Origin of the sequence: Klebsiella sp. Lac1 (genome assembly GCF_009825425.1) — a bacterium.
In the GTDB taxonomy this organism is placed as follows: Bacteria; Pseudomonadota; Gammaproteobacteria; order Enterobacterales; family Enterobacteriaceae; genus Klebsiella; species Klebsiella electrica.
Window position 1 is genome coordinate 419,243 of record NZ_VJZJ01000002.1, and the last position, 18,668, is coordinate 437,910.

At 58.1% G+C, this 18,668-nt stretch carries 21 protein-coding genes; 8 read left to right on the forward strand and 13 right to left on the reverse strand.

Features of this window, described 5'->3' with window-relative positions; genetic code table 11:
• Positions 1-12: 12 nt before the first annotated feature.
• The 12 genes from FNY10_RS17385 to FNY10_RS17440 all read right to left on the reverse strand — a co-directional run bounded on the left by FNY10_RS17385 (position 13) and on the right by FNY10_RS17440 (position 11,189).
• Complete coding sequence (locus tag FNY10_RS17385) at positions 13-291, reverse strand: BMC domain-containing protein (protein WP_010634659.1); 279 nt, start codon at positions 289-291, stop codon at positions 13-15.
• Between the two features lie 407 nt (positions 292-698).
• The gene (locus tag FNY10_RS17390) at positions 699-1,217 is read right to left on the reverse strand and encodes a FidL-like protein (RefSeq protein ID WP_141965389.1); all 519 of its coding nucleotides are present in this window, start codon (positions 1,215-1,217) and stop codon (positions 699-701) included.
• On the reverse strand, positions 1,214-2,026 hold the full coding sequence (locus FNY10_RS17395) for a winged helix-turn-helix domain-containing protein (protein WP_141965388.1): 813 nt from the start codon (positions 2,024-2,026) through the stop codon (positions 1,214-1,216). The genes FNY10_RS17390 and FNY10_RS17395 overlap by 4 nt, the downstream gene beginning before the upstream one ends.
• Before the next feature lie 132 nt (positions 2,027-2,158).
• On the reverse strand, positions 2,159-2,743 hold the full coding sequence (locus FNY10_RS17400) for a TetR/AcrR family transcriptional regulator (protein ID WP_131049465.1): 585 nt from the start codon (positions 2,741-2,743) through the stop codon (positions 2,159-2,161).
• Between the two features lie 149 nt (positions 2,744-2,892).
• Positions 2,893-3,639 (reverse strand): 2-dehydro-3-deoxy-phosphogluconate aldolase, encoded by a 747-nt coding sequence (gene dagF, locus FNY10_RS17405; RefSeq protein WP_141965387.1) that lies wholly within the window; start codon positions 3,637-3,639, stop codon positions 2,893-2,895.
• Positions 3,626-4,735, reverse strand: a complete 1,110-nt coding sequence (gene dgaE / locus FNY10_RS17410) for a D-glucosaminate-6-phosphate ammonia lyase (RefSeq protein ID WP_141965386.1) — start codon at positions 4,733-4,735, stop codon at positions 3,626-3,628. Before dgaE ends, dagF begins: the two co-directional genes overlap by 14 nt.
• Before the next feature lie 3 nt (positions 4,736-4,738).
• Positions 4,739-5,599 (reverse strand): PTS system mannose/fructose/sorbose family transporter subunit IID, encoded by an 861-nt coding sequence (locus FNY10_RS17415; RefSeq protein WP_160702579.1) that lies wholly within the window; start codon positions 5,597-5,599, stop codon positions 4,739-4,741.
• Positions 5,596-6,345 carry a PTS mannose/fructose/sorbose/N-acetylgalactosamine transporter subunit IIC gene (locus FNY10_RS17420; RefSeq protein WP_100684689.1) on the reverse strand — a complete coding sequence of 250 codons (750 nt, stop codon included), beginning with the start codon at positions 6,343-6,345 and terminating at the stop codon, positions 5,596-5,598. Before FNY10_RS17420 ends, FNY10_RS17415 begins: the two co-directional genes overlap by 4 nt.
• A gap of 24 nt (positions 6,346-6,369) precedes the next feature.
• Positions 6,370-6,855 (reverse strand): PTS system mannose/fructose/N-acetylgalactosamine-transporter subunit IIB, encoded by a 486-nt coding sequence (locus FNY10_RS17425; RefSeq protein ID WP_141965385.1) that lies wholly within the window; start codon positions 6,853-6,855, stop codon positions 6,370-6,372.
• A 10-nt stretch (positions 6,856-6,865) separates the two neighbouring features.
• Positions 6,866-7,294, reverse strand: a complete 429-nt coding sequence (locus FNY10_RS17430) for a PTS sugar transporter subunit IIA (RefSeq protein WP_160702340.1) — start codon at positions 7,292-7,294, stop codon at positions 6,866-6,868.
• A gap of 119 nt (positions 7,295-7,413) precedes the next feature.
• Positions 7,414-10,215, reverse strand: a complete 2,802-nt coding sequence (gene dagR, locus FNY10_RS17435; RefSeq protein ID WP_160702578.1) for a transcriptional regulator DagR — start codon at positions 10,213-10,215, stop codon at positions 7,414-7,416.
• A gap of 191 nt (positions 10,216-10,406) precedes the next feature.
• Positions 10,407-11,189, reverse strand: coding sequence for an NAD(P)H-dependent oxidoreductase (locus FNY10_RS17440; RefSeq protein ID WP_141965383.1), 783 nt, complete (start codon positions 11,187-11,189; stop codon positions 10,407-10,409).
• An 87-nt stretch (positions 11,190-11,276) separates the two neighbouring features.
• On the opposite strand from FNY10_RS17440, the gene FNY10_RS17445 reads away from it, so the two are divergent.
• From FNY10_RS17445 to FNY10_RS17460, 4 genes are all read left to right on the forward strand, one after another.
• The gene (locus FNY10_RS17445; protein ID WP_141965382.1) at positions 11,277-12,185 is read left to right on the forward strand and encodes a LysR family transcriptional regulator; all 909 of its coding nucleotides are present in this window, start codon (positions 11,277-11,279) and stop codon (positions 12,183-12,185) included.
• Positions 12,179-12,622, forward strand: coding sequence for a FosA family fosfomycin resistance glutathione transferase (locus tag FNY10_RS17450; RefSeq protein ID WP_141965381.1), 444 nt, complete (start codon positions 12,179-12,181; stop codon positions 12,620-12,622). Before FNY10_RS17445 ends, FNY10_RS17450 begins: the two co-directional genes overlap by 7 nt.
• 334 nt (positions 12,623-12,956) lie before the next feature.
• A complete protein-coding gene (locus tag FNY10_RS17455) occupies positions 12,957-13,244 on the forward strand; it encodes a BrnT family toxin (protein ID WP_131049471.1) in 288 nt (95 codons plus the stop codon).
• Positions 13,231-13,533, forward strand: coding sequence for a BrnA antitoxin family protein (locus tag FNY10_RS17460; protein ID WP_141965380.1), 303 nt, complete (start codon positions 13,231-13,233; stop codon positions 13,531-13,533). Before FNY10_RS17455 ends, FNY10_RS17460 begins: the two co-directional genes overlap by 14 nt.
• 140 nt (positions 13,534-13,673) lie before the next feature.
• Here the strand turns inward: FNY10_RS17460 and FNY10_RS17465 are convergent, their stop codons facing one another.
• On the reverse strand, positions 13,674-15,086 hold the full coding sequence (locus FNY10_RS17465; protein ID WP_100684676.1) for a PLP-dependent aminotransferase family protein: 1,413 nt from the start codon (positions 15,084-15,086) through the stop codon (positions 13,674-13,676).
• Between the two features lie 177 nt (positions 15,087-15,263).
• Here FNY10_RS17465 and FNY10_RS17470 point away from each other — a divergent pair, with 177 nt between their 5' ends.
• The 4 genes from FNY10_RS17470 to FNY10_RS17485 all read left to right on the forward strand — a co-directional run bounded on the left by FNY10_RS17470 (position 15,264) and on the right by FNY10_RS17485 (position 18,616).
• Positions 15,264-15,428, forward strand: a complete 165-nt coding sequence (locus FNY10_RS17470; RefSeq protein WP_100684675.1) for a DUF1127 domain-containing protein — start codon at positions 15,264-15,266, stop codon at positions 15,426-15,428.
• 598 nt (positions 15,429-16,026) lie between these two features.
• Positions 16,027-16,491, forward strand: coding sequence for a MarR family transcriptional regulator (locus tag FNY10_RS17475; RefSeq protein ID WP_141965379.1), 465 nt, complete (start codon positions 16,027-16,029; stop codon positions 16,489-16,491).
• A 3-nt stretch (positions 16,492-16,494) separates the two neighbouring features.
• Positions 16,495-17,562, forward strand: coding sequence for an HlyD family secretion protein (locus FNY10_RS17480; RefSeq protein ID WP_141965378.1), 1,068 nt, complete (start codon positions 16,495-16,497; stop codon positions 17,560-17,562).
• On the forward strand, positions 17,552-18,616 hold the full coding sequence (locus FNY10_RS17485) for a DUF2955 domain-containing protein (RefSeq protein WP_141965377.1): 1,065 nt from the start codon (positions 17,552-17,554) through the stop codon (positions 18,614-18,616). The genes FNY10_RS17480 and FNY10_RS17485 overlap by 11 nt, the downstream gene beginning before the upstream one ends.
• Positions 18,617-18,668: the final 52 nt, after the last annotated feature.

Below are 18,668 nucleotides of genomic sequence, written 5' to 3' on the forward strand. Positions count from 1 at the left end.
GTTCTCCTGGCCTTAAGCCTTGTGTTTAATGACGATTTTGTTGATGTCGTTATGCGGACGAGCGATAACCAGCGAGGTCACCACTTCCCCGATGCGCTGCGCCGATTCCACGCCGGAATCCACCGCCGCTTTCACCGCGCCGACGTCGCCCTTCACCATGACGGTGACCAGCCCGGAGCCGATGTTTTCATAGCTAATCAGCTCGACGTTGGCGGATTTGCACATCGCGTCCGCTGCTTCAATGCAGGCCACCAGACCTTTGGTTTCAATAAGCCCCAATGCATCACCCATTGTTTCTCCTCCAGAGCAGGTTTTGTGATTCGGGAAAACCGTCCGCGTAACGGCGTCAACACGCGGCAGCGGCGTTCGAAATCCACTATAGGGAAATGGAAAAGGAGTGAAATTTAAATCCGTGAGGGGTTTGTTTTTAGTTTTTTACTCTGTGATTTAGCCTTTTTTAGCCATTGATTTATCTGTTTATGCTGATCGGTCGTGCGAGATTTGGCGTTGCCGCAGGCGGTTTTTGGCGCGTTGAGACGCGCGGCGGGGAATGTTAACGGGGTGCTAATTTATTGCGCACGCGGGGTAATATATCCCTCCATTAAATGTGGGTATGATCATGTTTTTGCCCGCCAGATAAATGCAAAAAGTGCGCTTTCGCGGCGAGGGCGAAACCAGGAAGGCGGGGGGGAGCGGGGTCAATCGAACTGGCTGCCGGATTTCAGGGTGCAGACATAGAGAGGAGAGTTGATGGAGCTCAGCAGAATCGCTTTCTCGTTGAGCTTCTGGGCGTTGAGAAACAGGCCATCGTGGCTGTCGGACATTTCACGCATAAAGTAGGCAAAGATAACGTCCGGGGACTCATCGATTGACGAGGCGCTGGATTCCCACTTACTGATGTGGTAGTGGCGTTCGGTCGATGAGATGCGTTGGCTGGTCCAGTTAAACTGGACGTAGCGCTGCAGATAGAGCCAGCCGGCCGCGGAGTCGGTATAGCCCTCGACGACCATCGATCCCTTGCCGTTGGCGGCAAAATTAAAATGAATATTGCCGTTGACGTTCTCTTTCTCCATGTTTTCAAAACGCATGATCGCTTTGCTTGAGCAGCTCATCATGCCATTTTTTTCAACGGGCAGCAGTTTCCAGGCGCTGACTCCGGCCGCGACGATCAATACCAGCGTAGAGAGGGCGAAAAAGGGGCGAGGAGCGAGTCTCATTGCGGCTTCCAGGAGTAGTAGAAATAGTTATCGCAGTAGCTGAACGGGTTATCTTCATGCATCGCGCAGTGGGCGAGAAACACCCGGCCCAGGCCGTTAGTTTCCAGCCTGTCGCCATAGAAGAAGACGAAGCGTTCGCCGGGTTTACACTCCAGCTTCAGCCGCTGGCGCACCTCATCAAAATTTTTGCCGTAGGCGGTGGCGGAGACCGATCGCAGCATCTCGTCGCTGGCCAGCAGTTCGCACTGGCTGTGGCGCATTTGCGTCAGGGTGATGGGGTGCGATGTGCTGCCGCCGAGAAAACTGCAGACCACCAGCAGCAGGGCGATGGTGAGCAGGCAGCCGCCGGCGAGATACCAGCAGGTGCCTCGCGCATGCCGGGAGGGGGCGGAGGTTTCCTCGGCGCGGGTGAAGGGGGGCCTGGAATCCTGCATCGGCGCGACTTCCGCCGCGGGCTCAGACGGCGCCTCCGCTATGTCGTCAATGATGGCGATGGTTAATTCGGGGTTGAGCTGCAGCATGCCGCGCGACACCGTGACGATGATGTTCTCGATATCATAATGGCGGAAGGTTTTGCGCAGCATGCTCAGATACTGGTTAAGGTTGCTGTTGGATGAGGTTAACCCGTTGTCGTCCCAGACTTTTTTCAGTACCTCATCGCGGCTGATAACATCGGTATGGCGCAGGAAATAGTAGAGCAGCGCGCTGGCGGTGATAGACAGCTGGCTGTCCGGTTCGCTGCTTCCCGGTAGGGTGAGTGTGCCGTCCGTTGCATCATAAATGAGACGGGCATTGATGTTGTAGCGCATCGCGGCCTCGATCTAAGAGCCTTCATGAGGCGATTTTATTTGTCTGTCTGGTCCCGGGTACTCACGTATGTCCGGGTGCTCCAGACGGCCTGCAACCCTGCATAACGCCTGACCGGGCAGGTTTTTCCGGCATCATGCCGGCAGCGTCATTTGCGTCAGATCGCGCACCAGCGATCGCCGGTGGTCGGCGCCCATGGTGCGCCCCTCCGTCAGTTCCGACAGCCAGATACCGTCCGCCGCATAGCGCACCAGGGTACCGGTATGGCTATTATCCAGCGCATCGCCCTGCGCCAGATGCCCCAGCATCCAGTCGCGCCAGCATTTTCTCAGCACCGGCTCATCCGGCATCGCCAGCGACAGCACCATCAGCTGGCGGCTTTCGTGGGTATCCGTCAGTTCCGGGTTGGACAGATAGTGCAAATAGGCGCGGGTAAAGCGTCCGTAGGCGATATTATCGGCGGCCATCAGCTCGCTTATCGCCTTTTCCATAATCGCCAGCAGCCGGGCGAACAGAGCGAAGATCAGCGCCTGTTTATTGGGAAAGTGGTGCAGGAGTCCGCCTTTACTGACTCCCGCCTCGCGCGCGACGGCGTTCAGCGAGAGTGCGGCGATACCATCCCGACCGGCAATCATCGCCGCTGACTCAAGCAACTGGCGGTGCAGACGGACGGGATCTTTTTTTCGGTGCTGGGCTTCTGTATTCATGGCCCGAATCATACCGACCAGACGGTATGATTATTTTTGATCGCTATCAATGTGAGGGGGCGTGTGCGGCGGTGGAATGTCGTTATTGCGCGGAGGCTCACAATTTGTCATAGAAATCAGCGCGTGGCGTGCGGCAGTCGCTGCCGCACGCGGCCGAGTCTTTAATCGACAAGATCCTTCACGATACTCATCAGCTGGCGAATATCTTCCGGGCGGGTATTCCCGCTCTGCGGGTCGATGATTGAGCTGTAGATATGCGGCATCACCTGCGCAACGCCGGCCTGCAGGCAGGCCTGCAGAATGGCGGCGAAGTTATTCAGGTCGATACCGCCGGTGGGTTCAATCAGCGTCATGCCGTTTTGCGCGGCGCTTTGGGCGAGGAGCTTTAGCTCGTCCAGGGAGCGTTCGCCGTCCATAGGAAAGAATTTTGCAGCGTGCGCGCCCATATCCTGAATCATCCTCACCGCCGCATCGGCGGAGACCTTGGCCGGCGTTCCCTGCGCGCTGCTGACTCCAGTCGAGATAAGTACCTCTCCGGGCCTGCCGGTGGGGCTTATCAACGCATTGATCCGCGTGTTTTGCCCGCCGGTGGCGGCCAGCGCGCCTGCGGCAAAGCCGCAGCCGGTAAAGGTCTGATTAACATGGGCGGGATGAAGCTTCGCCGAAATCATCGCCGCTTTATAGAACTGTGCCGGATCGCCTGCCCCCAGGCCGACGGAAATAGCGGGAATTTCTGTCATCCAACGGCGCACTTCTGCCACACCTTCATCCACGGTAGAAAATTGTGCGGATAAAACGCCGATCACCGCATGGCCTTCGGCGGCGTCGTAAATCTCACGGGCGTTGGCGATATCTTTTGCCAGAACGTTAATCGCGACCCGTCGGCGGTAAAAGTTAATCTGCTGCATGTTCGGTAATCTCCTTGAGTCGCGCGATAATAAGCGGCATCTCACCTTCGGCAATGGTCCGCGGATCAAGGCTAAACACGCCCTGATGCAAAGCGTAGCGGCGGGCATAAATGGCAATTTCGCCACCGCGTAGCCTGGCTTCGACTTCGTTGGCGTTGAGGCCCAGGGCTTCTTTATCGACCCTGACCCGAATGCGCCAGATGGCCCGTCCTGCCTCATCCTGTTCGATATCCGCCTTCAGCCCGCGTAGGGCGGATATCGCCTCGGCGAAGGGACGCAGGGTGGTCGCATCGGGCGCTGGAGCGGCCGACTGATAGCGGTTGAGGGCGTACACCAGGCCCACCATATTTTCTTTGCCAACCTTCATCGCTCTGGCGATGCCGTTATGCTGCGCTTTGCAGGCCGCGATCCAGTTTCTTTTTCCGCTAACAAAGCCGGAGGTTGGGGCATTGAAGGCTTTGGCGCCACTGTAAATCACCATATCTGCGCCGGTCGCAACCCACTGCCGAAGATCCTCTTCGGCGGCGGCATCGATAATCAGCGGCAGGTTATGCTGGCGGGCAACCTGCAGAAAGTCGTCAATGCCCAGCATCCCTTTTTGCACGCAGTGGTGCGATTTGACAAATAGTAGCGCCGCCGTACGCTCGCTGACGGCACTCTCCAGTTGCCAGCGTGCGGCGAGATTGCTGGACCCGACCTCGACAATCCGTCCTCCGCCGAGTCGAATCGCGCTGGTAATCGGCGCGCCGTAATCGACGTTGTGACCGCGCAGGATAATGATTTCGTTTGCCAGACCGCTGCTGTCCGGCATCTGCGCGACCTTATCCGGCTCGCCGCGGGTGATCGCCGCCGCTACCGCGATAGCAATTCCCGCCGAGGCGCACGACGTCAGGTAGCTATCCTCGGCGCCGGTGTGGGTGGAGATAAGTTCCCCGGCTCGGTCGGTGAGCTTATCGATTTCAACGAATGCTCTGGCGGCTTCGGTGGCGGCCTGCATCACCTCCGGGTCAACGGACGATACGCCGAGGATCGTCATTTTGCCGCAGGCGTTAATTACCCGCTTTAGTCCGAGCTGTTGATAAATATTACCGTTCATGGCCTACAGCACTCCCGTCAGTGAACAAACGATGCTGATTGCGACAATAGACAGTAAAATCGTGGTGTAGCGCGGACCCTTTTTCAGCAGATAGAAGTAGACGGCAAAGACCGCCGCCAGCGGCAGCAGACCCGGAGCAATAGAGTCGAGGATCTGCTGCACCACCACATCAGAGCCTTTCAGCGCGCTGATTTTCAGCGGCGTGGTGATTTTGACATAGCTTGCCGAAAGCGCGCCCATCATGATCAGACCCAACACGTTGGCGCCGTAGATGAGCTCCTTAATGCGCCCCCCTTGCAGCAGGCCAATTATCGAATCACGCCCGAGGGTGTAGCCTTTATGCACCAGCCCGTAGCTTATCGCCATGGTGATTGCCGGATAGAGGATCAGCGGCGCAATACCGCCGAAGGCGCTGCCGTTGGCGGCAAAGGGGATAAAGATCGCAATTAGCAGCGGCATAACTGCGGCCCAGATTATTGAGTCGCCCATTCCGGCCAGCGGCCCCATCAGGCCGGTTTTGATGCCGGTAATGGAGGCGTCGCTAATCGGTTCGCCGCGGGTTTTCTGCTCTTCCATGGCGATAGATATACCCTGGATAACCGAGCCGAAAGTTTGCTCGGAGTTAAAGAAGTTCAGGTGGCGTTTCAGGGCCTCGGCCTGTTCTTCTTTCTCCGGATACAGCTTTTTGATAATCGGCGTCATCGAGGCGCAGAACACCAGGCTTTGCAGACGCTCGTAGGAGCTGGAGACTTCCGCCCCCAGCCAGTAAATCAGCCAGGCCCTGGTGATATCGGCCTTGCTCAGCGCCCGGCTTTCGCGGGCCCGTTCAACCAGCTCATGTTGCATGACATCGCTACTCATTATGCCGCCCCTTCATTTTTGGCGAGGCCTTTAATCAGGAAGGCCACGCAGGTACCGAAAATCGCCATCGCCATGATGTCCACCTTCAGGTAGAGCACCGCAAAGAATCCGCCGATAAACCAGGGCAGCAGGCTCTTCTTACCAATCACCATGATGGTGATGGCGAAGCCCAGCGCGGGCAGGATGCCGCCCATAATTTCAAACGAGTGGGTCAGCCAATGCGGCATTAGCTTGAGGAACTTCTCGACCACGTTTTGTCCGAAGTAGTTGGCGGCAAAGACCACCGGGAAGCGCAGCAGCAACCCAAGCAGGGCTGGGTAGATAAAGGCGCAGCGCATGATCCCCGCCATATTGGCGCTTTCGGCATGTTTATCAGCCATATGGACCCATGCTGCGTTCAGCGTCCGACGTAGCTGATCGAGGAATACCCCGATCACGCCAAACGGAATCGCCAGCGCGATCGCCAGGTTCGGCTCCATCCCCGCCTTTACGGCAATAGGTATGGCGATACAGGCGGCCAGCGCCGGATCAGACGGGACGTTACCGCCCGGCGTCGAGGTGACGCCCAGATACACCAACTGCATACCTGCGCCGATGATCATCGCGGTCTTCATATCGCCCAGCAGCAGGCCGACGAAAACGGCAACCACGACGGGCTGCAGCAGCATGGCGGAGAAGGTATAGCCTAAACGTAATCGAGCGAACCAGTAATAGAGTCCCATCAGGCTCGCAAAAAGCAATGTGTCCATAGTTTTTACCTGCTTATCAACTGGTTAGAATTTTTTCAGGATGTCGTCCAGTGACTGTGGCTTATCTTCCGGGATCGTCTGGAAGAACACCTGAATTCCGCTGTTTTTCAGCTCACCCAGGATCCCGACGTCTTTTTCATCGAGGGTGATGTTCTGAAATACGGCTTTCCGGTTTGGCCCGCCGCCAAGTCCGCCGACCTGGATCGTGGTGATGTCGAAACCCTGCTGCACGGCCTGCTGGATTGCGCTGAGGGACGGAAACAGCACCAGCACGTTTCCTTCGCCAAGCTGGTTCTCCCGCCAGGCTGCGGTAAAGCCGGCATTGCTGAAACAGTCGACTTTGATATTCGGCGGCGCCGCCATCAGGTAGATATTTTTCATAAACGGATCGGCGTCGAGCTCGTCGCTGACCACGGCGATACGGTTCGCCTGCGACTGGCCGACCCACTTGGTGACAACCTGGCCGTGAATCAGACGGCTATCGATACGACATAAAACGATTTTTGCCATGAAGGGCTCCTTAATGATTTAACTGGTTCGCGTGGGCGACGACGTCGCGACAGCTGCTGCGTCCAGCTTCCACCAGCTCGTTGACGCAGCCGGTCAGCGGCCCCTGTTCGCGTTTATCCAGCGCTTCCAGCAGCAGCGAAGCGTTGAGGCCGCAAATCACGGCGATCGGATAATCGGCGCTCAGGCGGGCGGCGACGTTAGAGGTGGTGCCGCCAATAAAGTCGGTGAGGATCAGCGAGCCTTCCGGCATGGACTTCACCATCGCTTCAACGCGCTGGTAATACTCGCCGAGGGTATCGACGGGCATCAGGGCGATTTCCGTCACGCCTTCGATTTCGCCCGTGACCATGCGCAGGCTGTTGCAAAGCGGCGTACCCCAGCCGCCGTGCGTCAGCAGCAGAATTTGCGGTAATGGGTGTGCAGGTACAGTAGATGACAAGGTGGCCTCCTGGCGCCGTTTTATAGACGCTATGGATAGAGCAAAGGCCGTGCCAGCATTAGTGTCATCTGCGGGGGAGGAGGGGACTGGCGGGCCGATGGGCCGCGCCAGTAAAGGGATCAGCTATACAATAATTCGTAGATATAAATATATTCCGCATCCGATAAGCGGATGGCGTAGGCCTCCTCCACCGGGTGAAAGGCGGATTTAATGACACTAAACGCGTGAGTATCCATATCGGGCTTCATTTCCAGCGCCATCTGTAACGGTTTGCGGTTAATCACGATACGCTCGACCATACAGCAGCAGTGGATCAGAAAGCGTAGTGTCACCTGGCGGCTGGGGGCGATCGCCAGGGTCGCGCGCAGCTGGCTGAGGACGCCCTCCATCTCTTTGAGGATGCGCTGCGGGTTGAGCACCGAAATATGGTTGATGATGCTCTCCATGGTCAGGGCGCTGATAAATCGGGACGCGCTGCGCTCCATCTCCAGCCGCCTCTCGGCGCTGGAGAGATCGGGAGTCAGCAGGCTTAACACCAGCTCCGGGCCCTGCTCGGAAAACAGCTCCTCCAGCGAGATAAACGGAATATCCGGCAGCCCGGGCTGGAAGGTCCCGACAATCCCCGCCAGCCGCTCGTGGGCGTTAATGGCCTGCTGCACGCGCTCCGGGCTGCGCACTTCGTTATAGTCGAGGATCACCATGCGGGTATCCTGCGACATTAGCTCGCCGAAGCTCTCCTCCAGCACCGTTTTGATTTTCTCCGCCGTGCCCATGCCGGTAATGCAGGAGATGACCAGCACCTTGCCGACGTTTTCCTGCTGCGGGGTGCACAGCTGGCTGGGGATGCCTTTTTCCTGCATAAGCGCCGCCAGCCGCGGCAGCTCGCTGGTCTCGTAGCTCAGATCGAGGCCAATCTCCAGCAGGCTGGTCAGGGTGATGTCCGGCATCAGCAGGACGTCTATCTGGAATAGCTTGCTGATGGTGCTGCCGAAATGCACCAGCGAGCCGATATCGACGATCAGGATCAGCCGCTGCCAGCGCTGCGCCTGCATAAGCCGGATTAATGCATCCAGGGTGTCGTGTACCGACTGTTCGAACGGCATATCGATGGCGTTGAACAGCTCGCGTTCCAGCACCCGATTGACGTACTGCGCCATGCTGGTGGCGGTGGTGGCGCCGTGGGCGATCAGTATCACGCCGCAGTCGGGGCTGACGCCGATCCGCTGGCGGTAATGGCGGCACTCTTTGAGGAACAGGCACAGCCAGACCACCTCCGTCGCCGGGCACTGAATATTCAGCAGATCGTTGATTTTCCTGCATAGCTGGGTGGCGTTCTCATATTCATCTTTACAGCGATCGAGAATTAAACTGGAGGAGTAGAGCTGCGGGATCAGCCCCCGCTGGACGTAGCCGATCAGCGCCAGCAGGTGCTTGCGCAGCGGATTGACCAGATTTTCCGGCAGGGAAAAGCCCAGGATCTGCTCGACATAGCTAATCAGCAGGGCGACGCGCTCTTCAATCTGGTCGCCATAGCGCGGTGATCGCGTACCGCTGTCGCGGCTGTAGAGGCCATATTCGAAAATGGAGCTGAGCTTGTTTTTGAGAATGGCCAGCGTCTCTGCAGGCGGAACGTTACTGTTGCGTAGATTGACGTATTCGCGGGTCAGGAAGCTATAAAACAGATCGCTCTCTTCGATGCCGCCATCGCCGCCCGCCGGGCTTTTAAGCTGGGGCAGCGTGCGGGCGTCAATACTGAGCAGGGTTTTACCATTGAACAGCGCGTCGACCAGTATCCGCTGCTCCTGGGTGGGGTTAGTGGAACCGTCCGCCAGCTTGCCATCCAGCAGTAGAACATCGTGCTGCGCCGCCATCCCTGACGCCCAGGCCTGGGCGCATAAAAACTGGATATCGCTTTTTAGCTGGCCGATATTGCCTTCCAGCGGCTTATTCAGCAGCCACAGCAGCAGCGTTTTATCGATGCTTACCGAGCGCTCAATCTTGCGGCTCTCCCGCTGCAGGAAGCCGATAATCAGTTCGATCTGCTCCTCCAGCGAACGCTGGCGGATGCCGGGAAGATCGATGGTGACCTGAATGCGGCGTTGAAAAGTCCGCAGCAGCGACGAGCTCACCGGCTCGGTGGTGGCGCAGATAAGGCGTACGGTGATGCTTCGCGCCGGGCCGCTGGCGCCCAGCGGGCGATACTCGCCTTTATCCAGCAGCGAGAAGAGCTTTTCCTGGCCTTCATAGGGCAGGCGATGGACTTCGTCGAGTAGCAGATAGCCGCCGTCGGCCTGTTCAATCAGCCCCGTCTTGCTCTCCGTTGCACCGGTAAACGCCCCCTGTCGATGACCAAAGAGATGGGAAGAGAGTAGCTCCGGGTTGTTGGCATACTCGGCGCAGTTAAAGTAGACGAGAGGCGGAGGGCTATCACCGCTATGCTCGCAGGCATAGCGGTGCATCAGTTCGGCGAAAAAAGTCTTTCCGACGCCCGAAGGGCCGGTCAGCAAAACGTGTAGCCCATGCGGATAGAGCACCGCCGCTTTACCTTTTTCCACCGCATCCCGCAGGCTGCGATCGTGGCCGATCAACAGCGCGAACGGATCGCTAATCGACGGTAGATTCCTGTCAGGCAGCAAATCGCTAATGGCGCCGATCTCACGCTCCGACTCTGCTAGCGGCCGTTCGAGCAGGGTTTGCGTCGCCTGCAGATGCAGAAAGAATACCGGGCGTCCGCGGGTTTTGATAACCAGCCCGTCGCTCCACAGCTGGTTTAAATCCTTGCTGACAGAGTTGCGCGCCAGGCCGAGGTTAAAACCGATTTGCTCTGCGGTGAAAGCGCTGGAGCCAAGGGCCAGATCGTCCCGGCTGATGGTCTTCGTCAGCCGCTCCAGTTCACGCAGTACTACCTCAATACGTCTCATCTCGTTACCGGATTGCTTAAAGGTGATGCTTGAGAACATACACCATCCTGGCCGATGAGAAAGAGACGGGAAACCAAGTTGCGGGCGTCTGACTACAACAAATAGCCGTTTCGGGATAAATAAGCGTGTCAGGGACTAAATCAGCATTTTTGAATGGCGACGCCGGGTGGCCGGGCATCGCCTTGCTGCGCTTAATCCACCCGGCGATGGATGGCCAGCCCGCTTTCCCCGACCGCCAGCTCCGGGCGCAGCGTCAGGGACGGGATCAGATAGTCGCCGTGGTTTTGTCGGCGGAACGGGATGGGGGACGTTTCCGCCAGCGTATCCAGCCGCTGCGTCAGTTCGCGGCACTGCTGCGCAAAGCGCTGCTCGTCCGTTTTCTCCGTGCGGTAGAACACCAGCGGCGGCAGCACCTCAAAGCCGGGATAAAACAGCATTCCGTGCTGGATCGGAAACAGGATATCGTTAATCGGCCCGTTAATGCCGCGCGGGGCGTAGTGCTCCTCCCAGCCGCCGGTGGTGACAACCAGCATCGCCCGTTTACCCGCCAGGGTGCCTTCGCCGTAGCGGTCGCCCCAGTGGCGGTCGCTGTGCTCGCCGACGCCGTAGGCGAAACCATAGGCATAAACCCGGTCGATCCAGCCTTTCATAATGGCGGGCATGGAGAACCACCACAGCGGAAACTGGAAAATTACCGTATCCGCCCACAGGAGCTTCTCTTGTTCCGCAACGATATCCGCGCTTTGAGTACCTTGTTCAAAGGCCTGTTTTGAATCGAGCGTCGAACGCCAGAACTCGCCGACCGGCGGGGCGCTGCTGTCGTCGGCATCAAAACCGGCTTTCCAGCGCATGGCGTAGAGATCGGAAACCTGCACTTCATGGCCGGCGTTTTGCAGATGCCGGACGGCAAAATCTTTTAGCGCACCGTTCAACGAGCGTGGTTCCGGATGGGCGTAAATCAGCAGTACTTTCATGGCAATCACCTCTGAGCTATTGAGAGCTGCAGAGTAAGTAAGCTGAAGCTATAGTAGAAATTAATTACTTAAATCTCAGGTATAGCCGTGATTAATTTACAGCGTCTGGATCTCAATCTGCTGCGCACTCTCAATGTGCTGTTGAGCGAGCACAACGTCACGCGGGCGGCGCAGCGGCTTAACTTGTCGCAGCCATCGGTCAGCATCCAGCTGGCGCGCCTGCGGGACATTTTTGCTGACCCACTGCTGTTGCCCGGACCGCGCGGGATGCTGCCTACTGCCCGCGCCGATGAACTGCGCGGACCGCTGCGCGATGCCCTGCAGGCGCTGGAGCTGGCGGTCGCCCCCGCCGACAGTTTCGACCCGCTGACGGCGGCGCAGACCTGGCGCATAGCGGCGACGGACTATATGGCCTCGGCGATCCTGCTCCCGGCGCTGCACACGCTGCGTCGGGCCTCCCCGGGCAGCCGCCTGGCGGTCTTCGATCTCCAGCCTTCCCGCCTGGTGCAGCAGGCGGAGAGGGACGAGGTCGATCTGTTCTTTCATACCCGCGACGGCGCTCCGCCGGAGCTGCATCAGCGGCTGCTGTTCAGCGAGCGCTACGTGTTGGCGGGCCGGGCGGGGCATCCGGCGCTGCAGGCGTCGTTGAGTCTGGCGCAGTTTTGCCAGCTGGATCAGGTTATGGTCTCCCCGGACGGCGGCGGTTTCAGCGCCGCAACCGATACTGCGCTGGCCAACCTTGGGCTTTCGCGGCGGGTTGTCCTTTCGGTGCCACATTTCCTGTTTATGCTGGAGACGCTGCGCAATAGCGATCTGGTGGCGGTGCTACCGGAGCGGCTGGTGCGTGGGGTCAGCGGCCTGATGGTCGTCGAGCCGCCGCTGGCGGTGGCCGGGTTTGATATGTTGATGCTGTGGCACGAGCGCTGGCATCGTGACCCGGCCCATCAATGGCTGCGTCAGCAAATCGAGATGTCATTAGAGGAAAAGTCATGTTAAGCGGATTGAATCACCTGACCCTGGCGGTCAGCAGCCTGGCGCCGAGCGTGGCGTTTTATCAGCAGCTGCTGGGGATGAGGCTGCACGCGCGCTGGGATAGCGGCGCCTATCTCTCCTGCGGCGACCTGTGGCTGTGCCTGTCACTCGACCCGCAGCGGCGCGTCACTCCGCCGGAAGAGAGCGACTACACCCACTACGCCTTTAGCATTGCCGAAGCCGATTTCGCCGGGTTCAGCGCGCGGCTGGAAACGGCCGGGGTGGCGGTGTGGAAGGTGAACCGCAGCGAAGGGGCATCGTATTACTTCCTCGACCCCGACGGTCACAAGCTGGAGCTGCATGTCGGTAGCCTCGCCCGGCGACTGGCCGCCTGCCGCGAGCAGCCGTATAAAGGGATGGTGTTTTATGACGAGGATCCACAGGCGGCCGGAAACCCGTAGCCCCGGTCAGCAAAGCGCCACCGGGGGAAATAGCCTGAATCGCCCTGCGGTTTCTCCCCGGAGGCGGCGCCTGGCGCGCCTTATCCGGGCTACTGGCTCCATCGGCTGCAAACCCGTAGCCCCAGTAAGCGTAGCGCCACCGGGGGCGCCTGGCGTGCCTTATCCGGGCTACTGGCTCCATCGGCTGCGAACCTGTAGCCCCGGTAAGCGTAGCGCCACCGGGGGAAATCTTTACAAACTCTACTCTGAAAATGTGAGGTTTTTTCCAACGCGGTTAGTATAATCTTCAGATAATTGTCTATACTTTTTTGTATATACAATCAGGATGAATGCTATGCCAATGGAGTTTGAATGGGATGCAAACAAGGCAGCAAGCAATCTGAGAAAACATGGGATTCGGTTTGAAGAGGCGGTACTAGTCTTTGACGATCCGCAGCATCTTTCCCGACAAGATCGCTATCAAAATGGTGAATATCGATGGCAAACCCTCGGCCTTGTACACGGAATTATCGTTATTCTTGTTGCGCATTCGGTTCGTTTTGAAAGTGGAACGGAGGTCATTCGTATTATCAGCGCCCGGAAGGCAGATAAGAAAGAGAGGAGTCGTTATGAACATGGTTAAACATAAACGCGATAACCCGGCCGCGCTTACCGCCCAGCGTGAAGACGAACTCAAAGCGCTGGCGAAAAAATCAGATGATGACATTGATTACAGCGACATCCCCTCTTCGGACGATGAGCAGTGGTCAGAGGCGGTTCGCGGTAAATTTTATCGGCCGCTAAAAACGCAGGCCTCTGTGCGCATCGATGCTGATGTTATGGCGTGGCTTAAACGCCCGGGAAAAGGTTATCAAACCCGGCTGAACGCGATTCTGCGGGAAGCCATGCTGCGCGAGCAGAATAAGAAATAAGTCTATAGGCTGGTCTATGCCTTCTCTGAGGCGGCGCTTGCCGCGCCTGGCCCGCTCACCATCCCGCAGACGGTTGCGAACCGTAGCCCCGGTAAGCAAAGCGCCACCGGGGGACAAGCCAGTTTGCCACGGCGAAAAACTCACTCCATCGCCACCTTCACCGCCTCGCCCAGCTTCACCATCACCTCCCGGTGCTTCTCGATCGGCGGCAGGGCGCAGTTGATCCTGACGCAATTGCGATATTTCCCGGACGCCGAGAACAGCGAACCCGGCGCGACCTGGATTTTCATGCGGCACAGTTGCTTCGCGACGCAGACCATATCGACATGCTCCGGTAGCTCAACCCACAGCATATAGCCGCCTTTTGGCCGGGTGACGCAGATCCCACACGGAAAATACTCCCGCAGCCAGCAGGTATAGATTTCCATATTGCGCTGGTAGATCTGCCGCATCCGCCGCACGTGTCGGTGGTAGTGGCCTTCGCGAATAAAAATGGATGCCGCCAGTTGCGTCGAGGGAACGTTGGTGCCGCTGGCGGCGTATTTCATCTGCAATAGCCGGTCGTAATAGCGGCCGGGCGCGATCCAGCCGATGCGCAGGCCCGGCGCGATAGTTTTAGTAAAAGAACTACACAACATTACCCGTCCGTCGATATCCCATGAATGGATGGTGCGCGGACGCGGGTAGTCGGTGGCCAGCTCGCCGTAGATATCATCTTCAAAAATAACGATATCGTGACGTTGGGCGAGGGTGAGTATCGCGCGTTTGCGGGCGTCCGGCATGATAAAACCCTGCGGATTATTGCAGTTCGGCACCAGGATAACGCCTTTGATCGGCCACTGATCTAATGCCAGCTCCAGCGCTTCCAGGCTGATCCCGCTATCCGGATCGGTCGGGATCTCAATGGCCTTCAGCCCCAAACCGCGCAGCAGCTGCATGGTGCCGTAATAGGTCGGGGACTCCACGGCGACGATGTCGCCAGGCTGGCACACCGACAGCAGGGCCAGCGACAGGGCGCTATGGCAGCCGCTGGTGATCACTAAATCATCGACGGTGACCACGGAACCGCCGTCGAGCATCAGGCGGGCGATTTGTTCGCGCAGCTCTCGGCGCCCGGCCAGTTCGTCGTAGTTCAGCACTTCGTTGATATTGTGCTGGATAACCCGACTCAGCTCACGCCACAGCGGCTTCAGGCTGGGTTGAGTGACGTCCGGCGAGCCGCCGCCGAAGGGAATAATGCTTTTGTCATTGCGGGCGTCGAGCATGGTCAGCACCTGATCCCACTGGGTGATCTCCACCGGGCGCTGAACCGGGCGCGACATCGGCGGCACCGGCGGCTGCGCTTTACGCGGGGCGACAAAATAGCCGGAACGCGGCTGCGGGGTGATTAGCCGCTGCTGTTCCAGCATTTGATAGGCCTGCTGGACGGTGCTGATGCTGACACCGTGCTCCTGACTCAGGCTGCGTACCGACGGCAGTTTTTCGCCGTCGCGATACAGCCCTTGCTCAATACGTTCTGCCAGCAGGCTGGCCAGATGTTGGTAACGCGTCATGCTGTATCCCTTATTGCCGCCATACAGATAGATAAACCAGTACAGATGAATGAAAAAAAAGCCACGCAGATACCGTTTTAGCCAATCTGTATGTTAAAGAAAAGAGTTTTGTGCATCTGTATTGTCTGGCCTCCGATCCGCGAAGATAAAGACTCTGGCAAGGTGAGGAGGTGGAGTATGGAATTTCATGAGAACCGGGCAAGACAGCCGTTTATCGGCTTCATATTACTGGGCAGAATGATAAGAAAATGGTGGCTTCGGCAGCAAACGCGACGGATTTTGCAGCGAATGAGCGATGAACAGCTGAAAGATGTCGGCCTGCGGCGCGATCAGCTCAATTAAAAAGTCCGGTCTTTCACCCTGCGCTTGTCCGTAGCCCCGGTAATCGGCAGCGCGGGCGGGGTTTTCCCGGAGGCGGTGCTACGCACCTGTCCGGGTGACAAAACCCACGGTGTGTGGCTCCGGTAAGCGACAGCGCGGGCGGGGTTTTCCCGGAGACGGTGCTACGCAGCTGTCCGGGCGACAAAACCCACGGTGTCGTGGCTCCGGTAAGCGACAGCGCGAGCGGGGTTTTCCTGGAGGCGGTGCTACGCAGCTGTCCGGGTGACAAAACCCACGGTGTGTGGCCCCGGTAAGCGACAGTGCGAGCGGGGTTTTCCCGGAGACGGTGCTACGCACCTGTCCGGGCGACAAAACCCACGGTGTGTGGCTCCGGTAAGCGACAGTGCGAGCGGGGTTTTCCCGGAGGCGGTGCTACGCACCTGTCCGGGTGACAAAACCCACGAGGCCATAGCCCCGGCAAGCGGTAGCGCGACCGGGGAAATGTCCGCCAGGGTTATTACATTCACAATATTTATCAATTAATGCTTCTGCGTCCACCGTTTCTTGATACTTATCCTGATAAGTATTATTTTCTTCTCAGCTAACTGAGGAAAGAAACATGACCGAAGACGAACTGTTCGCCCGCCGCCCGATGGGAATGCGGATGGCGATGGTGGTACGCCAGTGGCGCGCGACCATCGACTCTGCTATCACCGATACCGGCCTGACCCAGTCAAGCTGGACGGTGCTGATGCAGCTGCATCAACTGGGGGATAACGTCTCGGTCAGCGAACTGGCGGAAGTGCAGGGTATTGAACTGCCGCCGCTGATGCGCACCCTCACGCAGCTCGAAAGTCAGGGCTATCTGCTGCGTTCAACATCGCCCTATGACAAACGCATACGCCTGCTGACGCTGACGGCGGAAGGCCGGTCGATACTGGAAGATCTGAACCGTGTGATTGAGACCTATCAATCCCGGGTCACCCGGACCATTCCTGCGGACGATCTCGCCACCTTCAGCGCCACCTTAAATCACATCGCCTGCAATTTGCGGACAATCCGCGAAGAAGATAACAAGATCTAAACTATGATGACCCCTGAACAAAAATTTGCCCGCTGGGTAAGGGTGAGTATTGCCGCTTTCCTGGCGATATTCGCCTGGTTTATCGTTGCCGATATCTGGATCCCGCTGACGCCGGACTCGACCGTCATGCGGGTGGTGACGCCCGTTGCACCGCGGGTCTCCGGCTATGTGTCGCAGGTTTATGTGCACAACAATAGCCAGGTGAAGAAGGGAGACCTGCTCTATGAGCTGGATCCGACGCCGTTTATCAATAAAGTCCAGGCGGCACAGATTGCGCTTGCCCAGGCGAAGCTGAGCAACCAGCAACTCGATGCGCAGATCGCCGCCGCGCGCGCCAACCTCCGCACCGCGCAGTACACCGCCCGCAACGATAAGGTCACCCTCGATCGCTACCAGCGCCTGAGCACCATGCAAAACGTTTCGCAAGCGGATCTCGATAAGGTACGCACCACCTGGCAGACCAGCGAACAGGCGGTAAGCGCGCTGAATGCCAGCATTCAGAATCTGCTCATTCAACGCGGGGAGCGCGACGACAGCCGTAACGTGACGCTGCAAAAATACCGTAACGCGCTGGAAGAGGCGCAGCTCAACCTTGGCTGGAGCAAAGTCTACGCCGAAACGGACGGGATGGTGAGCAACCTGCAGCTCAACCCCGGCCTGTATGCCACCGCCGCCACGCCGCTGCTGGCGCTGGTCAGCAACCATACCGATATCGTCGCTGATTTTCGTGAGAAGAGTCTGCGCCACACCGGGGTGAATACCGATGCTGCGGTGGTTTTCGATGCGCTACCGGGCAAAGTCTTTCCGGCGCACGTCACCAGCAGCGATGCCGGGATTTTAGCCGGCCAGGAAGAGGTCAACGGCCAGCTGTCGCAGCCGGAGCAGTCTACCCGCTGGGTGCGCGATGCCCAACGCATGCGGATCCACGTCGCCCTCGATGAACCGCTGGACAAACCGTTGCCGACCGGCGCCCGCGCTACGGTTCAGCTCTATAACAGCGACGGTCCGTTCGCCCGCACCTTCGCCGGTCTGCAGATCCATCTGGTGAGCCTGCTGCACTATGTCTATTAATACGCTGGCTCGCGTTTTCACCCCGCACGGTAATATCGTTTACACGGCGAATGACTTTCGTCAGACGCTGCGGATCGCCTTCGCCGGGATGATAGCGCTGAGTATCTCGACCTTCTACGACGTGCAGTACGGCGTCTTCTTTGTCGTCTATCCGCTGATGCTGCTGTCGCTGGTGCCGGTCTTTAATCGTCACGTCGCCAGGCAGTTTATGTTCAGTGCAGCGGTAAACTGCGTCGAAATGGTGCTGATCGTCGGATATTTATCGCAATGGCCGATTGTGATGACGCTGGTGGTTTTTGGCCTCTATGTGATGCGTTTTCGCTTTATGAGCCAGGGACCGCTGTTTCTGCTGGGGTCGATGGGGGTGGTCTGTCAGAGCACGATGCTCAACTTTATGAGCTATCCCGCCAGCAACTGGCACACGCTGCTGTTCTCTAATATGGAAGCCTGCGTGATGGCGGTGGCGCTCAGCGCATTAATGAATTACCTGATTCCGGATGTCGAACCGCGTAAGCCGCCGCCGCGAATCGAGAAAGACGCCGCCCGGGTGCGCCATGAATCGCTGCTCTCCGGCACCGTCGCCACCCTGATTTTCGTGGTCTTCCAGATCTGCGATCTCAGCGATTCTCTTTCGGCGCTGATGGCGGGGATCCTGATCCTGTTCCCGATGCACTATCGCGGCGCGGTAATAAGCTCGCTGTGGCGCGTTGTGGGCGTGGTGTTGTCCTGCCTGTATATTCTGGTGGTACAATTGCTTATCTATGATTTCAGCAATCATATGATATTGATGATGCCGCTGATTGGCCTGGGGCTGGCCTTTAGCGCCCGCCTGCATGTTATGGAAAAGGTTGGCGCCGGGGTCGGTTTCGCCAGCATCACCACCATCGGGATTATGTTCGGCCAGAACCTGCATCCGGACCAGGATCTGATCTTCAGCGACCTCTATCGCATTACCTCGGTAACCACCTCGCTTATCGTCACGCTGACGCTGGTTTTCCTCGTGCACCGGATTCTGAACTGCTTTGCGCCGACGCGGTTTGTCATCACGGAATAACCTCAGGCTGCCAACGCGCGCTGCTGGCGATCGGGTGATTGACGGGGGATCG